The 19272-nt window shown below is 65.2% G+C and carries 15 protein-coding genes; 9 read left to right on the top strand and 6 right to left on the bottom strand.

What is annotated here, in order from left to right; translation table 11 throughout:
• Positions 1-155 precede the first annotated feature (155 nt).
• The 3 genes from HV770_RS08165 to HV770_RS08155 form a co-directional block, all read right to left on the bottom strand.
• On the bottom strand, positions 156-617 hold the full coding sequence (locus tag HV770_RS08165) for a DUF488 domain-containing protein (protein ID WP_175158921.1): 462 nt from the start codon (positions 615-617) through the stop codon (positions 156-158).
• A 100-nt stretch (positions 618-717) separates the two neighbouring features.
• Positions 718-1068 carry an FKBP-type peptidyl-prolyl cis-trans isomerase gene (locus HV770_RS08160; RefSeq protein ID WP_175159179.1) on the bottom strand — a complete coding sequence of 117 codons (351 nt, stop codon included), beginning with the start codon at positions 1066-1068 and terminating at the stop codon, positions 718-720.
• 279 nt (positions 1069-1347) lie between these two features.
• Complete coding sequence (locus HV770_RS08155) at positions 1348-2226, bottom strand: carbon-nitrogen hydrolase family protein (protein ID WP_246290756.1); 879 nt, start codon at positions 2224-2226, stop codon at positions 1348-1350.
• A gap of 197 nt (positions 2227-2423) precedes the next feature.
• On the opposite strand from HV770_RS08155, the gene HV770_RS08150 reads away from it, so the two are divergent.
• The gene (locus HV770_RS08150) at positions 2424-5069 is read left to right on the top strand and encodes a ligase-associated DNA damage response DEXH box helicase (RefSeq protein ID WP_175158920.1); all 2646 of its coding nucleotides are present in this window, start codon (positions 2424-2426) and stop codon (positions 5067-5069) included.
• Entirely contained in the window at positions 5066-5731 is a 666-nt protein-coding gene (pdeM, locus tag HV770_RS08145) for a ligase-associated DNA damage response endonuclease PdeM (protein ID WP_175158919.1), read from the top strand. The genes HV770_RS08150 and pdeM overlap by 4 nt, the downstream gene beginning before the upstream one ends.
• A gap of 110 nt (positions 5732-5841) precedes the next feature.
• On the opposite strand, the gene HV770_RS08140 is transcribed toward pdeM, so the two are convergent.
• A complete protein-coding gene (locus HV770_RS08140) occupies positions 5842-6909 on the bottom strand; it encodes a hypothetical protein (protein ID WP_175158918.1) in 1068 nt (355 codons plus the stop codon).
• Positions 6910-6967: 58 nt separating this feature from the next.
• Between HV770_RS08140 and HV770_RS39360 the strand changes: the two genes are divergently transcribed.
• The 6 genes from HV770_RS39360 (at position 6968) to HV770_RS08110 (ending at position 14968) form a co-directional block, all read left to right on the top strand.
• On the top strand, positions 6968-8128 hold the full coding sequence (locus HV770_RS39360) for a hypothetical protein (RefSeq protein WP_175158917.1): 1161 nt from the start codon (positions 6968-6970) through the stop codon (positions 8126-8128).
• A 1156-nt stretch (positions 8129-9284) separates the two neighbouring features.
• Positions 9285-10046 (top strand): 3-oxoacyl-ACP reductase, encoded by a 762-nt coding sequence (locus HV770_RS08130; RefSeq protein WP_175158916.1) that lies wholly within the window; start codon positions 9285-9287, stop codon positions 10044-10046.
• Positions 10047-10400: 354 nt separating this feature from the next.
• Positions 10401-11789, top strand: a complete 1389-nt coding sequence (locus tag HV770_RS08125) for an FAD-binding oxidoreductase (RefSeq protein ID WP_175158915.1) — start codon at positions 10401-10403, stop codon at positions 11787-11789.
• 230 nt (positions 11790-12019) lie between these two features.
• Positions 12020-12610 (top strand): BPSL1445 family SYLF domain-containing lipoprotein, encoded by a 591-nt coding sequence (locus tag HV770_RS08120; protein ID WP_175158914.1) that lies wholly within the window; start codon positions 12020-12022, stop codon positions 12608-12610.
• A gap of 265 nt (positions 12611-12875) precedes the next feature.
• Entirely contained in the window at positions 12876-14363 is a 1488-nt protein-coding gene (locus HV770_RS08115) for a SulP family inorganic anion transporter (protein ID WP_175158913.1), read from the top strand.
• 185 nt (positions 14364-14548) lie between these two features.
• Positions 14549-14968 (top strand): response regulator transcription factor, encoded by a 420-nt coding sequence (locus HV770_RS08110; RefSeq protein WP_175158912.1) that lies wholly within the window; start codon positions 14549-14551, stop codon positions 14966-14968.
• Positions 14969-14980: 12 nt separating this feature from the next.
• Here HV770_RS08110 and HV770_RS08105 read toward each other — a convergent pair whose 3' ends face one another.
• Complete coding sequence (locus tag HV770_RS08105; protein WP_175158911.1) at positions 14981-16540, bottom strand: methyl-accepting chemotaxis protein; 1560 nt, start codon at positions 16538-16540, stop codon at positions 14981-14983.
• Positions 16541-16767: 227 nt separating this feature from the next.
• Complete coding sequence (locus HV770_RS08100; RefSeq protein ID WP_175158910.1) at positions 16768-17307, bottom strand: YbaK/EbsC family protein; 540 nt, start codon at positions 17305-17307, stop codon at positions 16768-16770.
• Between the two features lie 323 nt (positions 17308-17630).
• Here HV770_RS08100 and HV770_RS08095 point away from each other — a divergent pair, with 323 nt between their 5' ends.
• Positions 17631-18914, top strand: coding sequence for a YihY/virulence factor BrkB family protein (locus HV770_RS08095; RefSeq protein WP_175158909.1), 1284 nt, complete (start codon positions 17631-17633; stop codon positions 18912-18914).
• Positions 18915-19272 lie beyond the last annotated feature (358 nt).

Raw genomic sequence — 19272 nt, 5'->3', positions numbered from 1 at the left:
GATTCGCTTTGCCGAAGGGCGTGACTCGCTCGACCCTGACCATCCAGACTTCCGGGATCCCGATAGAAGAAGGCGTCCTCCTGATGGAGCAATGTCGCGCGCACAGAGAAGAGCTCTCCAGCAGTCCGCCTGCGCCCCCTATATATATAAGAGCCTCAGCACAGGTGAGTAACCACCATCCGGCCGTTCCATTGCGTATTCAGATACTCGACCGCAAGCGTCCGGTGGCAGCGATGGGGTAAATGTTCACTGCAAAGCAGGCAAGCCGATTGAAAAAGATCGACATCCAGATTGCTTTCTACCCGGCGCTTTGCAATCAGCTCGACGTACTCCGCCGTGAACTGATCCCAGGACAGTTGCTTGCCCTGATAGCGCTTCAGCAAGTGCGGCTCGGGAGCGAGATCCGGCATTTCGACGTACGCTGCATTGCACAACCTGTCGAGGAAGTAGGGAAGATCCTGCTTTTTCGCAAAGCCGGCCAACTGCGAGGTGTTATTCAGGCGGATGTCGAGAACGGTGCGCACCTGGGCGCTTTTCAGCAAATCGAAAAAATGCGCGGCGCTCTTGCCGGTGAAGCCGATAGTTGCAACCCGCACGGCGTTCTTTTCAGGTTTCATGACGAATACCCAGCAGGGGTGATTCCGCGCCCGGAGCAGCAAAAAGCCCCGCAACGGCATCCGCAGCGGGGCTCAATTGTCGACGCATTTCGCACCAGAGTTACTTGCCGATGCCGAGCAGTTCGATTTCGAACGTCAGATCGGTATTCGGCGGAATCGGACCGACGCCACGATCGCCATAAGCGGTCGCCGCCGGGCACGTCAGTTTGGCTTTGCCGCCTACTTTCATCTTCTGGACGCCTTGCGTCCAGCACGGAATCACGCGATTAAGCGGGAACGATGCCGGGCCGCCGTGCTTCGCGGAACTATCGAACTCGGTGCCGTTCGGCAGCGTGCCGCGATAGTTGACCTTGACGACATCGTCGGCTGCCGGTTGGGCGCCCGTGCCTACCGTCAGATGCTGGACGATGACACCGGAAGGCAGTTTGTCAGTGGTGGGCGCGGCGGCCATGGCCGTCGAGGAGAGGACAGCTGCGGCAACCAAAGCAACGATGGATTTCAAAGCGAATCTCCAGTGGGGTAATGCGCGCCATTGTAGCGGATCGCATACTGCTTGCCGCCGCGCGGCAGCACCGTGCAGGCTTTCTGTCGACTCGTGCAAGCGACGCGAATCCGGTCTCGCGGAAAATAACGTACGTGTCCGACGATTGGCTCTATTACGAGAGTGCCAGAACCGCCCAAAGCGTCAATATGCCAATTGCGCCAACGGCCAGGCTCGATTGAACGCTCTTTAATCGAGGCGTTGCACCCTGTATCTATTAGCCGCCAATACCTCACCTCGCGCGTTGAAGTCGGCAAGCACCGTTTCGCGTTCACGCACGTCGGCCAGCACTGCCGGATCGAGTAAGGCGGTAATCACTTCGGCGCGATCACGGCCAGCCTGTGCCATGACGTCGCCGTACGGACTCCAGATTGCACTCGCGCCGCACGCAGCCCACCCACCGGTCGTACCGACGTGATTCGACAACAGCACGTACATGGTGTTGTCGAAAGCACGCGCGGGAAACCAGATACGCGACTGATGATAGCCCGTCTTTGCGCTGAAGAGCGCGCTCGCCAGATAGGCATGCGCACCATTGACCGCCGCATGCCGCGCATGCTCGGGAAAACCGGAGTCGTAGCACACGCCCAGAGCAAGCCGCCATCCGTCGAGCTCCAGCATGCAGCCCTGCGAGCCCGGCTGGTAAATGCGCGCCTCGCTGCTATAGAGATACTGCTTGTGATACGGCTCGATCTGTTCGCCGGCGCGGTTGAATATCAGCGACGAGATGTGCAGCCGATTAGCGCCACCCGCAGCCACGCTGCCGCACGTCGCCGCGCCAACGATCACCACGATCTCGCGCTGTCGGCAAACCGTGCGAATCGGCTCGAGTCGCGGATCGTGCGTGTCGAATGCGTACTTCGCGGGGTCGCCGGCAATCAGCTCCGGCTCGTAGCCGCTTAGAAATTTCTCGGGAAAAACCACCAGTTTCGCGCCCTGATCGGCGGCGACGCCGGTCAATTCGACCGTTCTCGCGATGTTGGCCGCCACGTCGCCGGGAACCGGTTGTGCTTGCGCAGTCGCGATTCGTAATGAGGTTTGCGGCAACGATACTTGTGTGTGACTCAACGGGAACTCCGTGGTGAATGGACTGTTGCCATGCGCCGGCGCCGATTCGAGCGCAAGCATGAGCGAGTGAAGCCCCGGCATTTGACCACGGACCGCACTGCGATGTGAACCACCGCCACGCTTCGGTGGTCCACATAAAAGACACCCGCCCCGACCCATTCGTCGACACGTGACTCCCATGCCAAAGAGTACTTTCGATGACCGCGCCGACTGATTCCGACGAGTCCCTCGTTCCCGCAGCTTCTGTCGCGTCGGAACGGCGCCGGGCGCCCCGGGCTCGCCGGATTCCGCGCAGCCGCGAACAGCAGGCGCGGCTCGACGCACGCGAGCCGGCCTTCGAACCCCTCCCGTTTGCTTTAGACGAAGCCGCCGCGCGCCGCCCATTTGCCGACAAACTCCGCGAATGGTTCGAAGCGCGCCGCTGGCAACCCTTCGATTTTCAACGCGACGTCTGGGCGGAAATCGGCCAAGGCGCGAGCGGCCTGCTGCACGCGACCACCGGCGCGGGCAAAACCTGGGCCGTGTGGTTCGGTGCGCTGGGCGCCTTCGCGACGGCCGAACCCTCGTCCCGCAAGCGCACGGCACGCACGCATCCGGAACCGCTCACCGTGCTCTGGATCACGCCGATGCGCGCGCTAGCCGCCGACACCGCGCGCGCGTTGCAAAGTTCGGCGGCCGAGCTAGCGGTGCCATGGAGCGTCGGACTGCGCACCGGCGACACGTCGTCGGCCGAACGCGCGCGACAGAACCGGCGCATGCCGTCCGCTCTCGTCACGACGCCCGAGAGCCTGACGCTCATCCTCACCCGGCCCGACGCGCGCGAGGTGCTCTCGCACGTGCGCCTCGTGATCGTCGACGAATGGCATGAGCTGCTCGGCAATAAACGCGGCACGCAGACACAACTCGCGCTCGCGCGTCTTGCACATTGGCACCCCGAGTTGCAGGTATGGGGCTTGTCGGCGACGCTCGGCAACCTGCCCTTCGCCGCCGACGTATTGCTCGCGCCCGTGAAGACGCCGCGCGTCAGCGTGCATGGCGCGCTGCCCAAAGCGCTGATCGTCGATACGGTGATCCCTGACACCATCGAGCGGTTTCCATGGGGCGGCCATATGGGCATGCGCCAGGTTGGCGCGGTTGCCGATGCGATCGGCGAAGCGCAGACCTCGCTCGTGTTTACCAATACCCGCTCGCAATGCGAGGTCTGGTATCAGGCGCTGCTCGAAGCGCGGCCCGAATGGGCCGGCCTCATTGCATTGCATCACGGCTCGCTCGATCAGGAAGTGCGCGAATGGGTCGAGCGAGGCCTCAAGAACGGCTTGCTGAAAGTAGTGGTGTGCACGTCGAGCCTCGATCTCGGCGTCGATTTCCTGCCGGTGGAGCGCGTGTTCCAGATCGGCTCGCCCAAGGGCGTCGCGCGTTTGATGCAGCGCGCGGGACGCTCGGGGCATGCGCCCGGCCGCCCGTCGCGGGTGACGATCGTGCCGACCCATGCGCTCGAACTGGTCGAAGCCGCCGCCGCGCGCGAGGCCGTCGACAAGCGTCAGATAGAAGGCCGCGAAACGCCGGAGAAACCGTTCGACGTGCTAGTCCAGCATCTCGTCACCGTCGCGATCGGCGGCGGCTTCGATGCGCGTGAACTATATGCTGAAATTCGCGGCACCTATGCTTACCGGCAACTGACGCAAGCGGAGTTCGACTGGGCGCTCGGCTTTGTCGAAGGCGGCGGCACGTCGCTGCGCGCGTACCCCGACTACCATCGGGTGGTGCGCGAAAGCGACGGACTGTACCGCGTGCCGCGCGAGGATCTGGTGCGGCGGCATCGCAACAACATCGGTACCATCGTCGCGAATGGCACGCTGAATGTCGCGTATCTGTCGGGCGGCCGCATCGGCGCGATCGAAGAGTCGTTCATTTCACGCCTTAAAACAGGGGATATTTTTACTTTCGGCGGACGTGCGCTCGAATTGATCCGTGTGCAGGACATGACCGCGTGGGTGCGGCGCGCCACGACCTCGCGCGGAGCGATGCCGCAATGGGCGGGCAGCCGCATGCCGCTTTCGTCCGAACTCGCCGACGCCACGCTGACGATGCTCGCGCGCGCCGCCGACGGTATCTTCGACGAGCCCGAAATGCGCGCCGTGCGGCCGCTGCTCGAATTGCAGCAGAAATGGTCGGCATTGCCCGAGCCGGGCGTGCTCGTGGTGGAACTGGTGAAGTCGCGTGAAGGACATCACTTCTTCTGTTATCCGTTTGCCGGGCGCACCGCGCATATCGGTCTGGGCGCGTTGCTCGCATGGCGAGTCGCGCGCGAGAAGCCCGGCACCTTTTCGATTTCGATGAACGACTATGGGTTCGAACTGCTGTCCGCGCAACCCTTCGATTGGGCCGCGCAATTACAAGGCGGGCTGCTCTCGCCCGACGAACTGGAGCACGACATTCTCGCCAGCCTCAACTCGTCCGAACTCTCGATGCGTCGCTTTCGCGAAATCGCGCGCGTGTCGGGACTGGTGTTTCAGGGACATGCAGGCCAGCAGAAAAGTGCGCGGCAATTGCAGGCGTCGAGTGGCCTCTTCTACGAGATCTTCCGTCAGCACGATCGCGACAACCTGCTGCTCAATCAGGCCGATGACGAAGTGCTGTTGCAGGAACTCGACGCGCAGCGGATGCGCCGCGCGCTCGAACGCATGAACGCGAGCCGGGTGGTGGTGACGCGGCCGAAGAAGCCGACGCCGTTTGCGTTTCCGCTGATCGTCGGGCGCTTGCGCGAGAAGGTCAGCACGGAGAAGCTTGCGGATCGCGTCGAGCGGATGCTGGCCGAACTCGAGAAGGCCGCGCGCACATGAAGCCCTCATCGTTGACGGTTCACATCGCCGGGCATGACCTCGTGCTGTCGGGTTTGCGGGCGAGTTTCGATCCTGTGCTGCGCTGTCTGTTCGTCGCCGACGCCCATTTCGGCAAGGACGCCGTGTTTCGTGCGCGCGGCATCCCGGTGCCGATCGGCTCGACTGCCGACAACTTGATGCGCCTCGACATTCTGATCGCCGAATTCGACCCGGCCATGCTCGTGTTTCTCGGCGACCTGCTGCACGCGCGCGAATCGCATGTGCCGGAGATGCTCGATGCGCTGCACGCGTGGCGCGCGCGACATGGGCGACTGCGGGTCGTGCTGGTGGAGGGCAATCACGACCGGCATGCGGGCGCGCTGCCGTCGACGTTGGGGATCGAGTCTGTGCGGGAACCCTGGCTCGTCGGGCCGTGGGCGTTGTGTCATCTGCCGCAGCGGGTCGATGGCGCGTATGCGCTCGCAGGTCATGTGCATCCGGTCTATCGGATCACGACGCGGACCGATTCGGTGCGGGTGCCCTGTTTCCGGTTCGGGATTGAGAGTGGCGTGTTGCCGGCTTTTGGCAGCTTTACCGGGGGAGCGCGCGAGGAGGGACGTGCTGTTGGAGAGAAAGTGTTTCTGGTGGTGCAGGAGCGTGTGATCGAGATGGGTGGTGCGTGAAGGTGAGTGGACGGGGACCGTCCACTCGGTTTGCGTAGGTTGCTTGTGTTTTCCGCTGCCTGATCTGGCGCGGAGGTCGGCTTGCCGGCCTCCGCGCGCTGCGAGTAAAACTACCCTCGTTTAGTGGTTGCCCCCTCCGTGACCACCGCCATGGCCGCCACCACCGCCGTAGCCGCCGCCGAAGCCACCGCGGCCAGAGCCGAAGCCACCGCCGAAGCCACCGCGGCCTGAACCGAAGCCGCCGTTGCCAGGACCGCCCTTGCCGCCGGGACCACCGTTGCCTGCGCCGTTGCCTGGACCGCCGTTGCCTGGGCCTCCGTTGCCTGGGCCTCCGTTGCCACCGTTGCCCGGGCCTCCGTTGCCGCCGTTGCCCGGGCCTCCGTCGCCGCCGTTGCCGGGACCACCGTTGCCGCCGTTGCCGGGACCACCGTTGCCGCCGTTGCCGGGACCACCGTTGCCGGCGCCGCCGTTGCCCGAGCCACCACCATGGCCTCCATTGCCGGAACCACCGCCACCCGCGCCGCCGTTACCGCCATTCCCGGACCCACCGTTGCCCGAGCCACCACCATGGCCTCCGTGGCCGGAACCACCGCCACCCGCGCCTCCGCCGTTCCCGCCATTTCCGGAGCCGCCGTTGCCCGAGCCACCGCCATGGCCTCCGTTGCCAGAACCACCGCCACCCGCGCCGCCGCCGTTCCCGCCATTTCCGGAGCCGCCGTTGCCCGAGCCACCGCCATGGCCTCCATGGCCGGAACCACCGCCACCCGCGCCACCGCCGTTCCCGCCGTTTCCGGAGCCGCCGTTGCCTGAGCCACCGCCGTGGCCTCCGTGGCCGGAACCACCGCCACCCGTGCCACCGCCGTTCCCGCCATTTCCGGAGCCGCCGCTGCCTGCGCCGCCGCCATGGCCTCCGTTGCCGGAACCGCCGCCACCCGCGCCGCCGTTCCCGCCATTTCCGGAGCCACCGCTGCCTGCGCCGCCACCATGGCCTCCGTTGCCGGAACCGCCGCCACCCGCGCCGCCGCCGTTCCCGCCATTTCCGGGGCCGCCGTTGCCCGAGCCACCGCCGTGGCCTCCGTGGCCGGAACCACCGCCACCCGCGCCACCGCCGTTCCCGCCATTTCCGGAGCCGCCGTTGCCCGAGCCACCGCCGTGGCCTCCGTTGCCGGAACCACCATTGCCCGAGCCTCCGCCGTTGCCGCCGCTGCCGGGACCGCCATTACTCGGCCCGCCGCTATGACCGCCATTGCCGGGACCGCCATTACCCGGACCGTTGCCATCACCGTGACCACCGTCGCCATGACCCGTGCCGCTATGACCTCCACCACCATGGCCGCCGTTGCCTTGGCCGCCGTCTCCATGGCCACCGTCACCGTGACCCGTGCCGCTGTGGCCACCATCGCCTTGACCGCCGTCACCGTGGCCGCCATCTCCGTGACCCGTGCCGCCATGGCCACCTTCGCCGTGGCCGCCGTTACCTTGGCCGCCGTCTCCATGGCCACCCTCACCGTGACCCGCACCGCCATGGCCACCATCGCCTTGACCGCCGTCACCGTGGCCGCCATCTCCGTGACCCGTGCCGCCATGGCCACCGTCGCCGTGGCCGCCGTCACCTTGGCCGCCGTCTCCATGGCCACCGTCACCGTGACCCGCGCCGCCATGGCCACCATCGCCTTGACCGCCGTCACCGTGGCCGCCATCTCCGTGACCCGTGCCGCCATGGCCACCGTCGCCTTGACCGCCATCGCCGTGGCCGCCGTCTCCGTGACCCGTACCACCATGGCCACCGTCTCCATGACCGCCGTCACCGTGGCCGCCATCTCCGTGACCCGTGCCGCCATGGCCACCGCCGCCTTGACCGCCGTCGCCGTGGCCGCCGTCTCCATGACCGCCGTCACCGTGGCCGCCATCGCCATGCCCCGTACCGCCATGGCCACCGTCGCCATGGCCACCTTCGCCATGACCGCCATCGCCGTGGCCGCCGTCTCCATGACCGCCGTCACCGTGGCCGCCATCGCCATGCCCCGTACCGCCATGGCCACCGTCGCCGTGGCCGCCGTCTCCATGACCACCGTCACCGTGCCCGCCATGTCCATGACCGCCATCACCATCGCCGCCATGCCCATGACCACCATCACCATCGCCGCCATGTCCATGCCCATGACCACCATCACCATCGCCATCGCCATCGCCGCCATGACCATGCCCATGACCATGACCACCATCTCCATGGCCCCCATCACCACCATCACCGCCATCTCCACCGTCACCGCCACCACTCCCCGGCCCACCACCACCCGGCCCGTCACCACCCGAGCCGCCATCCCCCGCCCCGCCCTTCCCGCCGCCACTGCCGCTGCCATTGCCGCCCGTGCTCCCCGAACCATTCCCGCCTGAGCCGGAGTTCGTCACACCGTTTCCGCCGCTATTGCCCGAGCCAGTAGACGGAGCCCCGCCGCCGCTTTGCGAACCCGTGGTTGATCCGACCGTCGCCGCCGCAAGGCCGCCCCGACCCGGCGCGAACAAGCCATCGCGCTGCACCGCGCAAGCAGGCCCCCCGCCGGCCGGACAACCCGTCGCCGACGCCTGCGCCACGACCAGCCCAGCAGAACTGGTCGACGAGTCCGCCGACCCCGTCGGATTCGTTTGCGCTCCCGCCATCGCCGCATACAGACTCACCGCGACCGCCAATACCGCCCGCCGCGTTCCCAATGTCCGCGCGTCCCCGTTTTGCCTTTTCATTTCATTCTCCTAACTATCAACCTAGAGTGACCGGCCAGATAACGAACGAATCCCTGTTCACTGTTAAAAACGAAAATTCAAAGCCCAGTCGACGTTGCCGCGGGCGATGCAAAAGTGCATCGTGCGTGGTACGTCTCTCGCGAAAAATCCCGGTCCGATTTGGCGTGATCCGAGAGAGGAGACTGGCTGCGCGCGAACTTCGTCGTTAGAACGGCACAGCATGGCCTGATGGACGTTGAAGTTATGCGGAGCGCCATACGGCGACCGTGCGCTAGACCACGCAATGCGATACCGCGGATCTATTGCCAGCGAATGGCACGAGTAGAACCGTCCGAAATAGTCAATTCGAGAGCTTCTGAAAATGCGGACTTTTTTACGTTTAGATACGCAGTCCAAACTATTATGTCGTGAACCATGCTTCTTACTCCCCGCTTGAATCGAATAACCATCGACAGAGTCCAACGCGATTTTCGTCAAACCACCAGGGTTAAAACTTACGCTGCAGATCTTTTTGCGTGTCCATCCGCACATAAGCGAGCGGCTGCCGAAACCGGGTGAGCGCAATCCCACAGACAGGATCGAAGAGAGCGCCGTGCGCACTCATTGTTCAACCTCGACCCGGCACCACCACCCATCACCGCAGAAGCCGGAAAAAAGCCGGCAAACCAACCCTCGTCAGACGCCCCTTACAAACCTGGCGCCACCTTTCCATCGCGGTTGGCCACTTCGTGCGCTATCCCACACAGGGAGGCAGTCTTCAACTCAGGTAACAATACGAACCTCGCAACTTCATCGACAACAGGAAAAACAGATGCTTCTATCCGATCAATGGGTGCTGGTGACGGGCGGCGCCCGCGGACTCGGCGCGGCCATCACGCGAGCGTTGGTGCGCGAAGGCGCGGGCGTGATCGTGAATTACCGCAAGAGTGAGACGCTGGCGCACGCACTGAGAGAGGAACTCGGCGAGCGCGTGCTGCCGTTGCAGGCGGACATCACCGATACCGCTGCGGTCGCGCGTCTGTTCGAAGCCGCGCACGCGCAAACCGGCCAGGCCATCGTCTCGGTCGTGAACAACGCGCTGGCCGACTTCCAGTTCGACGGCGACGCACGCCCCTCGATCGACTCCATCGACTGGTCGCGTTTCCAGCAGCAACTCGACGGCTCGCTCAAAAGCGCGCTCAACACGATTCAGGCAGCCGCGGCCGGCATGCGTGCGCGCGGGTTCGGGCGCATCGTCAACGTCGGCACCAATCTGTTTCAGAATCCCGTGGTCCCGTATCACGACTACACCGCGGCCAAGGCCGCATTGCTCTCGCTCACGCGCACCGCCGCGCACGATCTCGGCCCCGACGGCATCACGGTCAACATGGTGTCGGGCGGTCTGCTGCGCACCACCGACGCGAGCGCAGCGACCCCGGAATTCGTCTTCGACCTCATCGCGAATTCCACGCCGCTACGGCGTGTCACGACGCCCGAGGAATTCGCCGACGCCGTGCTGTTTTTCCTGTCGCCCTGGGCGCGCGCGGTGACGGGCCAGAATCTGATCGTCGACGGCGGGCTCGTGAAGGGCTGATTCTCCAGCGCGGCTGACCCGCATGTATGCGGGCCACGCCAAAAGTGTCGCTGCGCAACCACCAGCGCGGCGCAATCCAACACTTCGCCGCATGGTCTTTTCCCGAAGTATTTCCACCATCCGCGACGCCGGCTCGCTCATCGCCGCCTGCGCGGCGTCCGGACGCTTGCCGCATGAGCGCTTGCGCGAGATCGCCGGCACGCGCGGGTTTACCTGTGTTTGACTTAGCCAGACTGCCCCGTTTACTGGACCCAAGCAAAGCTCTCAATCAGCTTTCTGTTTCGGCGTTCCGTTTGCTTTGGTCATCCGAATAGCGATGAGGGAATCGCCGTTCACTCTCCAACGAGGCAAGTCATGGTTAATGTGTCCAGCAGTGCTACCGACGAGTTGAAATCCGCGATCCGAGGCCAGCTCCTGCAGCCTGGCGATGCGAGCTACGATCAGGCACGCAGTATCTGGAATGCGATGATCGACCGGCGTCCGGCGCTGATCCTGCGTTGCGCCGGCGCCGCCGACGTGCGCTACGGCGTCGCCTTCGCGCGCGACAACAACCTGCCGCTGGCGATTCGCGGCGGCGGTCACAACATCGGCGGCAGCGCGCTTTGCGACGATGGTCTCGTGCTCGATCTGTCGTCGATGAAGTCGGTGCGTATCGACCCGCAAGCGCGGCGCGCGTATGTCGAACCGGGCGCGACACTGCACGACTTCGACCATGAAGCCCAGGCTTTCGGACTCGCGACGCCGCTCGGCATCAACTCGACCACCGGCGTCGCGGGCTTGACGCTCGGTGGCGGCTTCGGCTGGCTCAGCCGCAAATACGGCATGACGGTCGACAATCTGTTGTCGGCAGACGTCGTCACCGCCAACGGCGAACTGGTCCGCGCCAGCGCCGATTCGCACGAAGATCTGTTCTGGGCGATACGCGGCGGCGGCGGCAATTTCGGCGTCGTCACGTCATTCGAATTTCAGTTGCATCCGATCGGACCGCTCGTGTACGGCGGCCTCGTCGTGCTGCCGATCGCGCAGGCGAAAGAGGCGCTCGTCAAGTACCGCGCCGCGCACGCCGGCATGCCGGAGGAGCTCAGCGTGTGGGCGGTGTTGCGGCTTGCGCCGCCGCTGCCTTTCCTGCCGCCGGAAGTTCATGGGACGCCGGTGATCGTGTTCGCGATGTGCTATAGCGGGCCGGTCGACGACGGGCCGTCCGTGGTGGAAGCCGTGCGCGGCTTCGGGACACCGGTCGGCGAACATCTCGGCCCGATGCCGTACGCGATGTGGCAGCAGGCGTTCGACCCGCTGCTCGCGCCGGGCGCGCGCAATTACTGGAAGTCGCACAATCTCGGCGGCATCGACGATGGTCTGATCGACGCGCTGCTCAGTTCGATCGGCAATCTGCCGACGCCGCAGTGCGAGATTTTCTTCGGCCAGATCGGTGCGCAAACTCAGCGCGTGCCGGTCGCGGCCACCGCCTACCCGAGCCGCGATACGCAGTACGCGATGAACGTCCACGGCCGCTGGGACGATGCCGCCGACGACGAGCGCTGCATCGCGTGGTCGCGTGCATTCTTCGATGCCGCCGCGCCGTTCTCGCTCGGCAGCGTGTACGTCAACTTCATGACGCAGGAGGAAGGCGGCCGTGTCGCCGAAGCCTACGGGCCGAACTACGAACGGCTAGTCGCGGTAAAAAGCCGATACGACCCGCACAATCTTTTCCGCCACAACCAGAACATTCGACCGGCGGCTTAACAAATGTAGGCGAGCAAGCAACGCGCGACCTCGCCGATTCACGCCAACTTCGAGCCCACCCCGCTGTCCCTGCGCAGACGCGCGGGGTCGGGTACGCTATTTGCTGTTTCACCACCGTCGTACGGGCGTGCCGCCATCGGGGCAAGGCATCATCGCCCCGGGAAACGCACGGGAAGCGAAACGGCACCCGCCCTCCCGTCACCTTCATAACGTAAAAGGACAAAACCAACATGCGCAGACGACAATTCATCCTGACCGGCAGCGCTGCCCTGGCCTCCGCTGGCCTCAGCCTCGCCGGTTGCACGACGACTTCGCCGTCCTCCAGCGCTTCGCCTTCGGCCAACGCCGGCAAGCGCGATACGATCAACGCCGGTGTCGACGCGACACTCGCGCGCCTCTACGAAAACGTCCACGGTTCGCGCGAGCTGGTCGCGAAGGCGCGCGGCGTGCTGGTGTTCCCGTCCGTCATTTCGGCGGGCTTCTGGGTCGGCGGACAATACGGCGAAGGCGCTCTGCGGGTGAACGGTCAGACGACGGGCTTCTATAGCACCGTCGCGGGGTCGTTCGGTTTGCAGATCGGCGCGCAGTCGAAGGCGCTCATCTTCCTGTTCATGACGCAGGAAGCGCTGGACAAATTCCTCCACAGCCAGGGCTGGGCGGCCGGCGCGGATGCCACCGTCGCGGTGCTGAAGGTCGGCGCGAACGGCGCGGTCGACACGTCCACCGCCACCAGCCCGGTCGAAGCGTTCGTGCTGACGAACGGCGGCCTGATGGCCGGCGTGTCGGTCGAAGGGACCAAGGTGTCGCGCCTGATCATCTGAGTGTCCGCACCTCGTCACGCAGCCGCTCGCCGGTTGCGTGACGCCGGCATCAGGCAAGGTCGCGGTGTGCCGTGCGGTTGCGACCTTTGCCCGCCTCACCGGTCACATCGACCGTACTGCTGTAAAATGCACCCCTTTCGCCATTTTGCGATCGTCTCCGGTCAAGGCTAAATGCCTGGCCACCGGACGCAACTTGCGCCGCGCCACGTGCCTCGCCACGTACGCCGCTTGCCCACGCGCTCCCGCGCTCCCCACCTCGTTGACAATGAACACCGCTAGTCCCACTCACGGTCGGCCCGCTGCGCTGCCCGGCATCAGAAGCAATGTGCTCGCAGGCCTGACCTCGTCGTTCGCGCTGGTGCCGGAATGCATCGCCTTCGCGCTGGTCGCCCACCTCAATCCATTGATGGGCCTCTATGGCGCGTTCTTCATCTGCACCATCACCGCATTGTTCGGCGGGCGGCCCGGCATGATTTCCGGGGCCGCGGGGTCGATGGCGGTGGTCATCGTCGCGCTGGTCGTGCAGCACGGTGCGCAATATCTGCTCGCCACGGTGATACTCAGCGGCATCCTGATGCTGCTGTTCGGCGCGTTGCGCCTCGGCAAGCTGATCCGCATGGTCCCGCATCCGGTGATGCTCGGCTTCGTCAACGGCCTCGCGATCGTCATCGCCACCGCGCAGCTTGCGCACTTCAAACAGAGCACGCCGCAAGGCGAACAGTGGCTGCACGGCAGCGCGCTGGCGATGATGTGCGGCCTCGTCGCGCTGACCATAACGATCGTCTATCTGCTGCCACGGCTCACGCGCGCCGCGCCGCCGGCGCTGGTGGCGATCGTCGGCGTGGGGCTCTTCACGCAACTGCTGCATCTGCCCACGCGCACGCTCGGCGACATGGCGCACATCGCAGGCGGGTTGCCCACGCTGCATCTGCCCACGGTGCCGCTGAATCTGGACACGCTGCACGTGGTGTTGCCCTACGCGGTGCTGATGGCGATCGTCGGCTTGCTCGAAACACTGCTGACCTTCAATCTGACCGACGAGATCACGGAAACGCGCGGCCAGCCGAACCGCGAATGCCTCGCGCTGGGCGCGGCGAATATCGCGTCGGGTCTGTTCGGCGGCATGGGCGGCTGCGCGATGATCGGCCAGACCATGATCAATCTGAATTCGGGCGGCCGTTCGCGGCTCTCGGGCATCGTCAGCGGCGTGATGATCCTGATGTACATCCTGTTCCTGTCGCCGCTGATCGAACGCATTCCGCTCGCGGCGCTGGTGGGCGTGATGTTCGTGGTGGCACAGCAGACCTTCGCCTGGGGCTCGCTGCGCGTGCTCGGCAAGGTGCCGCGTAACGACGCGCTGGTGATCGTCGCGGTCACCATCATCACCGTGTTCTCCGATCTGGCGATTGCGGTGATGTGCGGCATCGTGATCGCCGCGCTCAACTTCGCGTGGCAGCATGCCCGCGAAATTCACGCGCATGTCGAAGACAGTGCCGGCGACAAAACCTACGTGCCGCGCGGCACGCTCTTCTTCGCGTCGACCACGCGTTTTCACGAGCTGTTCGACCCGCTCGACGATCCTGAACGCGTCACGGTCGATTGCAGCCACCTGCTGCTCGCGGACCATTCCGCGCTCGCCGCGTTGCAGGGATTGGTCGAGCGCTATCGCAAAGCCGGCAAGCAGTTGCGCATGAAGAATCTCTCGGAGCGCAATCAGCGTTTGCTCACTCGCGCGGGAATTGGCCTCGCATGATGCGCGCGGCACAAACCGGCGCGGTTCGCTTCCCTGTCCGCGCCGGATGCCGGAGGCAAGGCGCGGTATGTAGTTGTTGATGAAAGGTAAATTCCCCCGCCAACCTTTCTTTTTCACTACATTAGATGTTTTCGCGCATGAAGGTCTGGCGGAGGCCCCAGTGACGAGACGAGTATCCCTTGACGATGAAACCGAATTTGCGATCTGGAATCGGCGCAGCGCGACGGCCGAGCAGCCTTCGCCGCATCCTGATCGCGCATCGCGACAAGGCCATCGGCGACTCGCTGGTACGTCTGCTTTCGGTGAAGGGATACGATGCGATCTATGCCGCGGATCTGGGCAGGTTGCAGTGTTTCCTGAAGCAGTGGAGTCCCCACGCGGTGTTGCTGGACACCCGGCTCGACTCGCCGGCGGTCTACCAGTTCGCCCGCACGGTGCGCGCCGAACCCGCCCACGCCAGCATCCTTTTGCTGGCAATGAGCAATATCTGGCCGCTCGATCCGATCGGTCCGCTCAAAGAAGCCGGTTTCGACGGCCATTGCAGGCGGCCATGCTCGCTGTGGCGCGTGGTCGATATCATCGAAGGCTACTTCGCGCCCGCGTGAACGAGCGCTGGTTCAGCGCTGCTGCGGCAGCGTGAACACCGCAATCGCCGCGGACAACTGGCCAGTCTGCTCCTTGAGCACCTCGGCGGAAGCGCTCGCTTGCTCCACCAGCGCCGCGTTCTGCTGGGTCGTCTGATCCATGCTCGCGACCGCGATGTTGACCTGCTCGATGCCCGAGCTCTGTTCCACCGACGCCGCGCTGATCTCGCCCATGATGTCCGTCACTCGGCGTACCGCCAGCACGACTTCCTGCATGGTGTCGCCGGCGTGGCCGACGTACTGCGAGCCGCCCGCGATCTGCGCCGCCGACTCCTCGATCAGCGCCTTGATTTCCTTCGCGGCCGCCGCGCTGCGTTGCGCGAGCGTGCGCACTTCGCCGGCCACCACGGCGAAGCCGCGCCCTTCCTCGCCGGCGCGCGCCGCTTCGACCGCGGCGTTCAACGCAAGAATGTTGGTCTGAAACGCAATCCCCTCGATCACGCCGATGATGTCGCCGATCCGGTGCGACGACTGCGAGATGCCGCGCATGGTCTCGACCACCTGGCCGACCACTTCGCCGCCGCGCGCCGCCGTCTCCGATGCGTTGTGCGCGAGCTGGCTCGCCTGCTTCGCGTTGTCGGCGTTCTGTTTTACGGTCGCGGTGATCTGCTCCATGCTCGACGCCGTTTCGCCGAGCGCGCTCGCCTGCTGTTCGGTGCGGCGCGACAGGTCCGCGTTGCCGGCGGCGATCTCGTGGGACACCGTCGCGATCAGCGTGGCGCCGCCGCGAATCTGCGTGATCGCCTGCGCGAGGCGATGCTGCATGCGCCGCATCGCGGCGAGCAGGCTGGTCTCGTCGCCGGCTTTCGTCTCGACGACCACGTCGAGATCACCGTCGGCGATCCGCGAGGCGATCTGCGCCGCGTAGGCCGGTTCGCCGCCGAGCTGCCGCAGAATGCTGCGCAGGATCACACCGATCACGAGCGACACCAGCACGCTCAGCAGCAGCGACGCGCCCGCGTACTTCATGAGCGCCGTGTAAAACGCGCTGTCGATGTCGTCGGTATAGACGCCCGTGACGATGGTCCAGTCCCACGGCTTGTAGAGCCGCATGTAGTTGATCTTCGGCGCGAGCTGGCTCGAGCCCGGCTTCGGAAATTGCAGGTGGACGAACGCTTCGCCTTCGCGCTGGGTTTGCTCCGAGCCTTCCTTGAACACATGCCGCCCGTCCGGATCGGTGACGCCCGTCATGTCCTTGCCGACCAGATCGGCGCGCGTGCCGTGCATCAGCACGCGGGCGTGGCTGTCTTCCAGCACGAGGTAGCCGCCAGCGCCGTCGTAGCGCATCGCGCGCAGGTCATCCATCGCCGCGCGCTGCGCATCGGCGAGTGGCAGCGTGCCGGCCGCGGCCAGACCGTTATAGCGATCCAGCACGCTGTACGCGACACTAACGACGCTCTTGAGCTCCGCCTGGCGGTCGGCGATCATCGTGTCGCGTGCTTTGAAAGCGCCCCACAGGCCGATCGCCAGAATGCCCATGCACATCACAGCGAGCGCGAGCCAAAGACGCACTTTCAGGCGAAACCGTTCCATCTCCGTATCCTTTGTACTTGTCGCCGGCATCCGCGCGAGCGTGTGCCGCGACGGTTCATGTCGACTGCTGGATTAACGGCGGAGCGGGGGAAAACTTCAGGTTTTGTTCTTCAATGCGCGTGGGTAGCCGGTAGCGGGCACCACGCCGACTGAGCGCGGAGGCTCTTGCCCGCGCATGCTGTGTGATGGTCCAGCTTCGGCTGCCGGCATGGCGGGCACGTCAGCCCTCACTCGGCCGGCAACGTGAGCGACACGACTTCGCAGCGCGGCCACTGCCGCAGCACGTCAGGCGCGAGCAGCAGCTTGGCCGCGCGCACGCCTGCGCCCATTACGATCTGCGCACGCTGCATCACGGCGGCGTCGACGAGGATGCGCCAGTCGGCCGGCAAGCCAAACGCGGTGATACCGCCGAATTCCATGCCGCTGTGCTCCACCGCCTGCTCGCGTTTGGCGAACGAGAGCCGCTGCGCGCCCAGTGCCGCCTTCACCGCACCGTTGATATCGAGCCGCAGCGAACCCAGCGAGACCACCGCCGCGTAATGCTCGGCACCCTCTTTCTTGTAGCGGATCACGATCGTGTTCGCGCAGTCTTCGAGTCCGAAGCCATAGCGCGCGCTGAATGCGGCGGTGTCGGAGGCATCGTCGGTGACCTGGAAGACCGTTACGCCATGAGCCGGCAACTGCTCGACCACGTGCACGGGCAAGTGCGCGCTCCATTGTTCCGCCGCAATGACGTCCAGCTGCTGTACGAGTTCGTGCGAATGCATAGTGTATGAGCAAGGGTTGAGAATGCCTCCGCATTCTAACGGCACACTTCGCTTGCGCGCATCGCGCGGAGCGTGGCCCATGGCGCATGGCGCGTGTTCGGCCGGCATCGCCTCGCGTGTGCCGCCGACGTCCGACCCTGCCGGCCCGTCGTGAGCCGTTTCCCGCGACGAGCGCCCGCCGCGCAATTTGCTTGTATATAGTGACGGGCACAAGGTTTGCGCAACACACGCATGCGAAGACTGCGGCGAAGACTACGTCGGGGGCCACCTCAACGGCTCGCACACGGCGTTTGCCACGCCCGCATCCCATTGAGAAACACGACATGGACATCGACACCCTTTCCTCCGAGAACCTCCAGCACGTCGCCCGCAAACAGGCCAACTGGGCGATCGGCGCATTCAAGCAGTTCGCCGACGACCGCTGCGCCGCGATGGCCGCCAGCATCGCCTTCTATGCCGCCTTCTCGCTCGCGCCGACGCTGGTGATGGTGATCGCGGTAGCCGGCTGGTTCTTCGGCGCCGCCGCCGCGCGCGGCGAGCTGTACCACCACATCAACGGCTTGCTCGGCGACCAGGCCGCCGCGGGCGTCCAGACCATCGTCGAAAACGCGCATCACAGCGGCAATGCGGGCGGCATCGCGGCGATCATCTCGTTTTCGGCGCTGGCGATCGGCGCGTCGGCCACGTTCTCGTCGCTCAATAACGCGCTCAATCAGGTGTGGCCTTACACCGGACCTCGCACCTCCAGCGTGATCGCACTGGTGCGGGTGCGCCTGATTTCGTTCGGACTGGTGCTGGGCGTCGCTTTCCTGTTGATCGTTTCGCTGGTGCTCGATACGGTCATCACGTTTGTCGGCAACTGGCTGTGGGGCAACTCGCCGTACGTGATGATCGGCAACCTGCTGCAACTGGGCGTCGGCCTGCTGGTACTGGCGTTCGCGTTCGCCGGCCTGCTCAAGTTTCTGCCGGACGCCACGGTGCGCTGGCGCGATGCGCTCGTCGGCGGCATTGTCGCGGCCGTGCTGTTTTCGGCGGGCAAGAAACTGTTCGCGCTGTATCTGGCGCACGCGGGTATGGCGACGTCGTTCGGCGCGGCGGGCTCGCTCGCGGTGCTGCTGATGTGGCTGTACTTCTCGGCGGTTGTGCTGCTGCTCGGCGCGGAATTTTCGGCGGCGCGCGGGCGCGTGCACGATCCGCGCGGCGGCTGGGGCATCCAGGCGGGCGCGCCACCGGGCAGCCGCGCGAAACTCGCGTCGGTGCTGGCGGCGTCGACCGTACCGGGGTATGCCGACGCGGCGGGATCCAGACACGCGGCGCGCACACCCGCGAGTGGCGTGCCGTCCGCAGCGGCGTCTGCAACCGCTTCCCGCACACCGGCGCACACCGGCGCTTCGGCGCGCGCGACCGCCGTCAAGGTTGGACGCGGTGTCGCCATGGCGGAAGCGCAGGCCACCCGCCTCGCCGCCGACGCGCTCGTCGAAGCCGGCCGCAAAGCGGCGGCGGCGGACCGCTACGTCAGACGTAATCCGTGGACCTCGGTGCTGCTTGCCGCAGCGGCCGGCCTGGCTGCCGCAACGGTCGCGCGCCGCACGGGCGACGATCGCTGATCCCCTGGCGCAATCGAGCCCGCCATCCGCGCGCCAACGGTGCACCGCTACGCGGACGCCCGGTTGCAGTTGGCCAAAGCATATCGATTCTGTCCGGCTTTTCTCTGGGCACGGGTCTTTGCGCTTCTGTGTTTTCGTTGCGGGAATCGTTCAGACGAATAGACAACTTTCTTACACGAAGCCTTCGAATCAATGCCAGATGTGGCGATAACCAATCCGTCACTGTCAACAAAACAACAATAATGCTCAATCAACGAATAAATATTGCTCAAACGGAAATAATCCCTAACGTTCTTTAAATACAAGGCTTTGCGTGGTTTGTCAGTTTTTGACGACACTCTTTTTTTTCCAGTTCTTG

This window comes from Paraburkholderia fynbosensis (genome assembly GCF_902859935.1).
Lineage (GTDB): Bacteria > Pseudomonadota > Gammaproteobacteria > Burkholderiales > Burkholderiaceae > Paraburkholderia > Paraburkholderia fynbosensis.
This window is presented reverse-complemented; position numbering and strand designations above follow the sequence as displayed.

Excerpts from the sequence above, each read along its gene's own strand:
- HV770_RS08165 (WP_175158921.1), bottom strand. The coding sequence starts at position 617 with ATGAAACCTGAAAAGAACGCCGTGCGGGTTGCAACTATCGGCTTCACC.
- HV770_RS08160 (WP_175159179.1), bottom strand. The coding sequence starts at position 1,068 with ATGGCCGCCGCGCCCACCACTGACAAACTGCCTTCCGGTGTCATCGTC.
- HV770_RS08150 (WP_175158920.1), top strand. The coding sequence starts at position 2,424 with ATGACCGCGCCGACTGATTCCGACGAGTCCCTCGTTCCCGCAGCTTCT.
- pdeM (WP_175158919.1), top strand. The coding sequence starts at position 5,066 with ATGAAGCCCTCATCGTTGACGGTTCACATCGCCGGGCATGACCTCGTG.
- HV770_RS08140 (WP_175158918.1), bottom strand. The coding sequence starts at position 6,909 with ATGGTGGTTCCGGCAACGGAGGCCACGGCGGTGGCTCGGGCAACGGCG.
- HV770_RS39360 (WP_175158917.1), top strand. The coding sequence starts at position 6,968 with ATGACCGCCATTGCCGGGACCGCCATTACCCGGACCGTTGCCATCACC.
- HV770_RS08130 (WP_175158916.1), top strand. The coding sequence starts at position 9,285 with ATGCTTCTATCCGATCAATGGGTGCTGGTGACGGGCGGCGCCCGCGGA.
- HV770_RS08125 (WP_175158915.1), top strand. The coding sequence starts at position 10,401 with ATGGTTAATGTGTCCAGCAGTGCTACCGACGAGTTGAAATCCGCGATC.
- HV770_RS08120 (WP_175158914.1), top strand. The coding sequence starts at position 12,020 with ATGCGCAGACGACAATTCATCCTGACCGGCAGCGCTGCCCTGGCCTCC.
- HV770_RS08115 (WP_175158913.1), top strand. The coding sequence starts at position 12,876 with ATGAACACCGCTAGTCCCACTCACGGTCGGCCCGCTGCGCTGCCCGGC.
- HV770_RS08110 (WP_175158912.1), top strand. The coding sequence starts at position 14,549 with ATGAAACCGAATTTGCGATCTGGAATCGGCGCAGCGCGACGGCCGAGC.
- HV770_RS08105 (WP_175158911.1), bottom strand. The coding sequence starts at position 16,540 with ATGGAACGGTTTCGCCTGAAAGTGCGTCTTTGGCTCGCGCTCGCTGTG.
- HV770_RS08100 (WP_175158910.1), bottom strand. The coding sequence starts at position 17,307 with ATGCATTCGCACGAACTCGTACAGCAGCTGGACGTCATTGCGGCGGAA.
- HV770_RS08095 (WP_175158909.1), top strand. The coding sequence starts at position 17,631 with ATGGACATCGACACCCTTTCCTCCGAGAACCTCCAGCACGTCGCCCGC.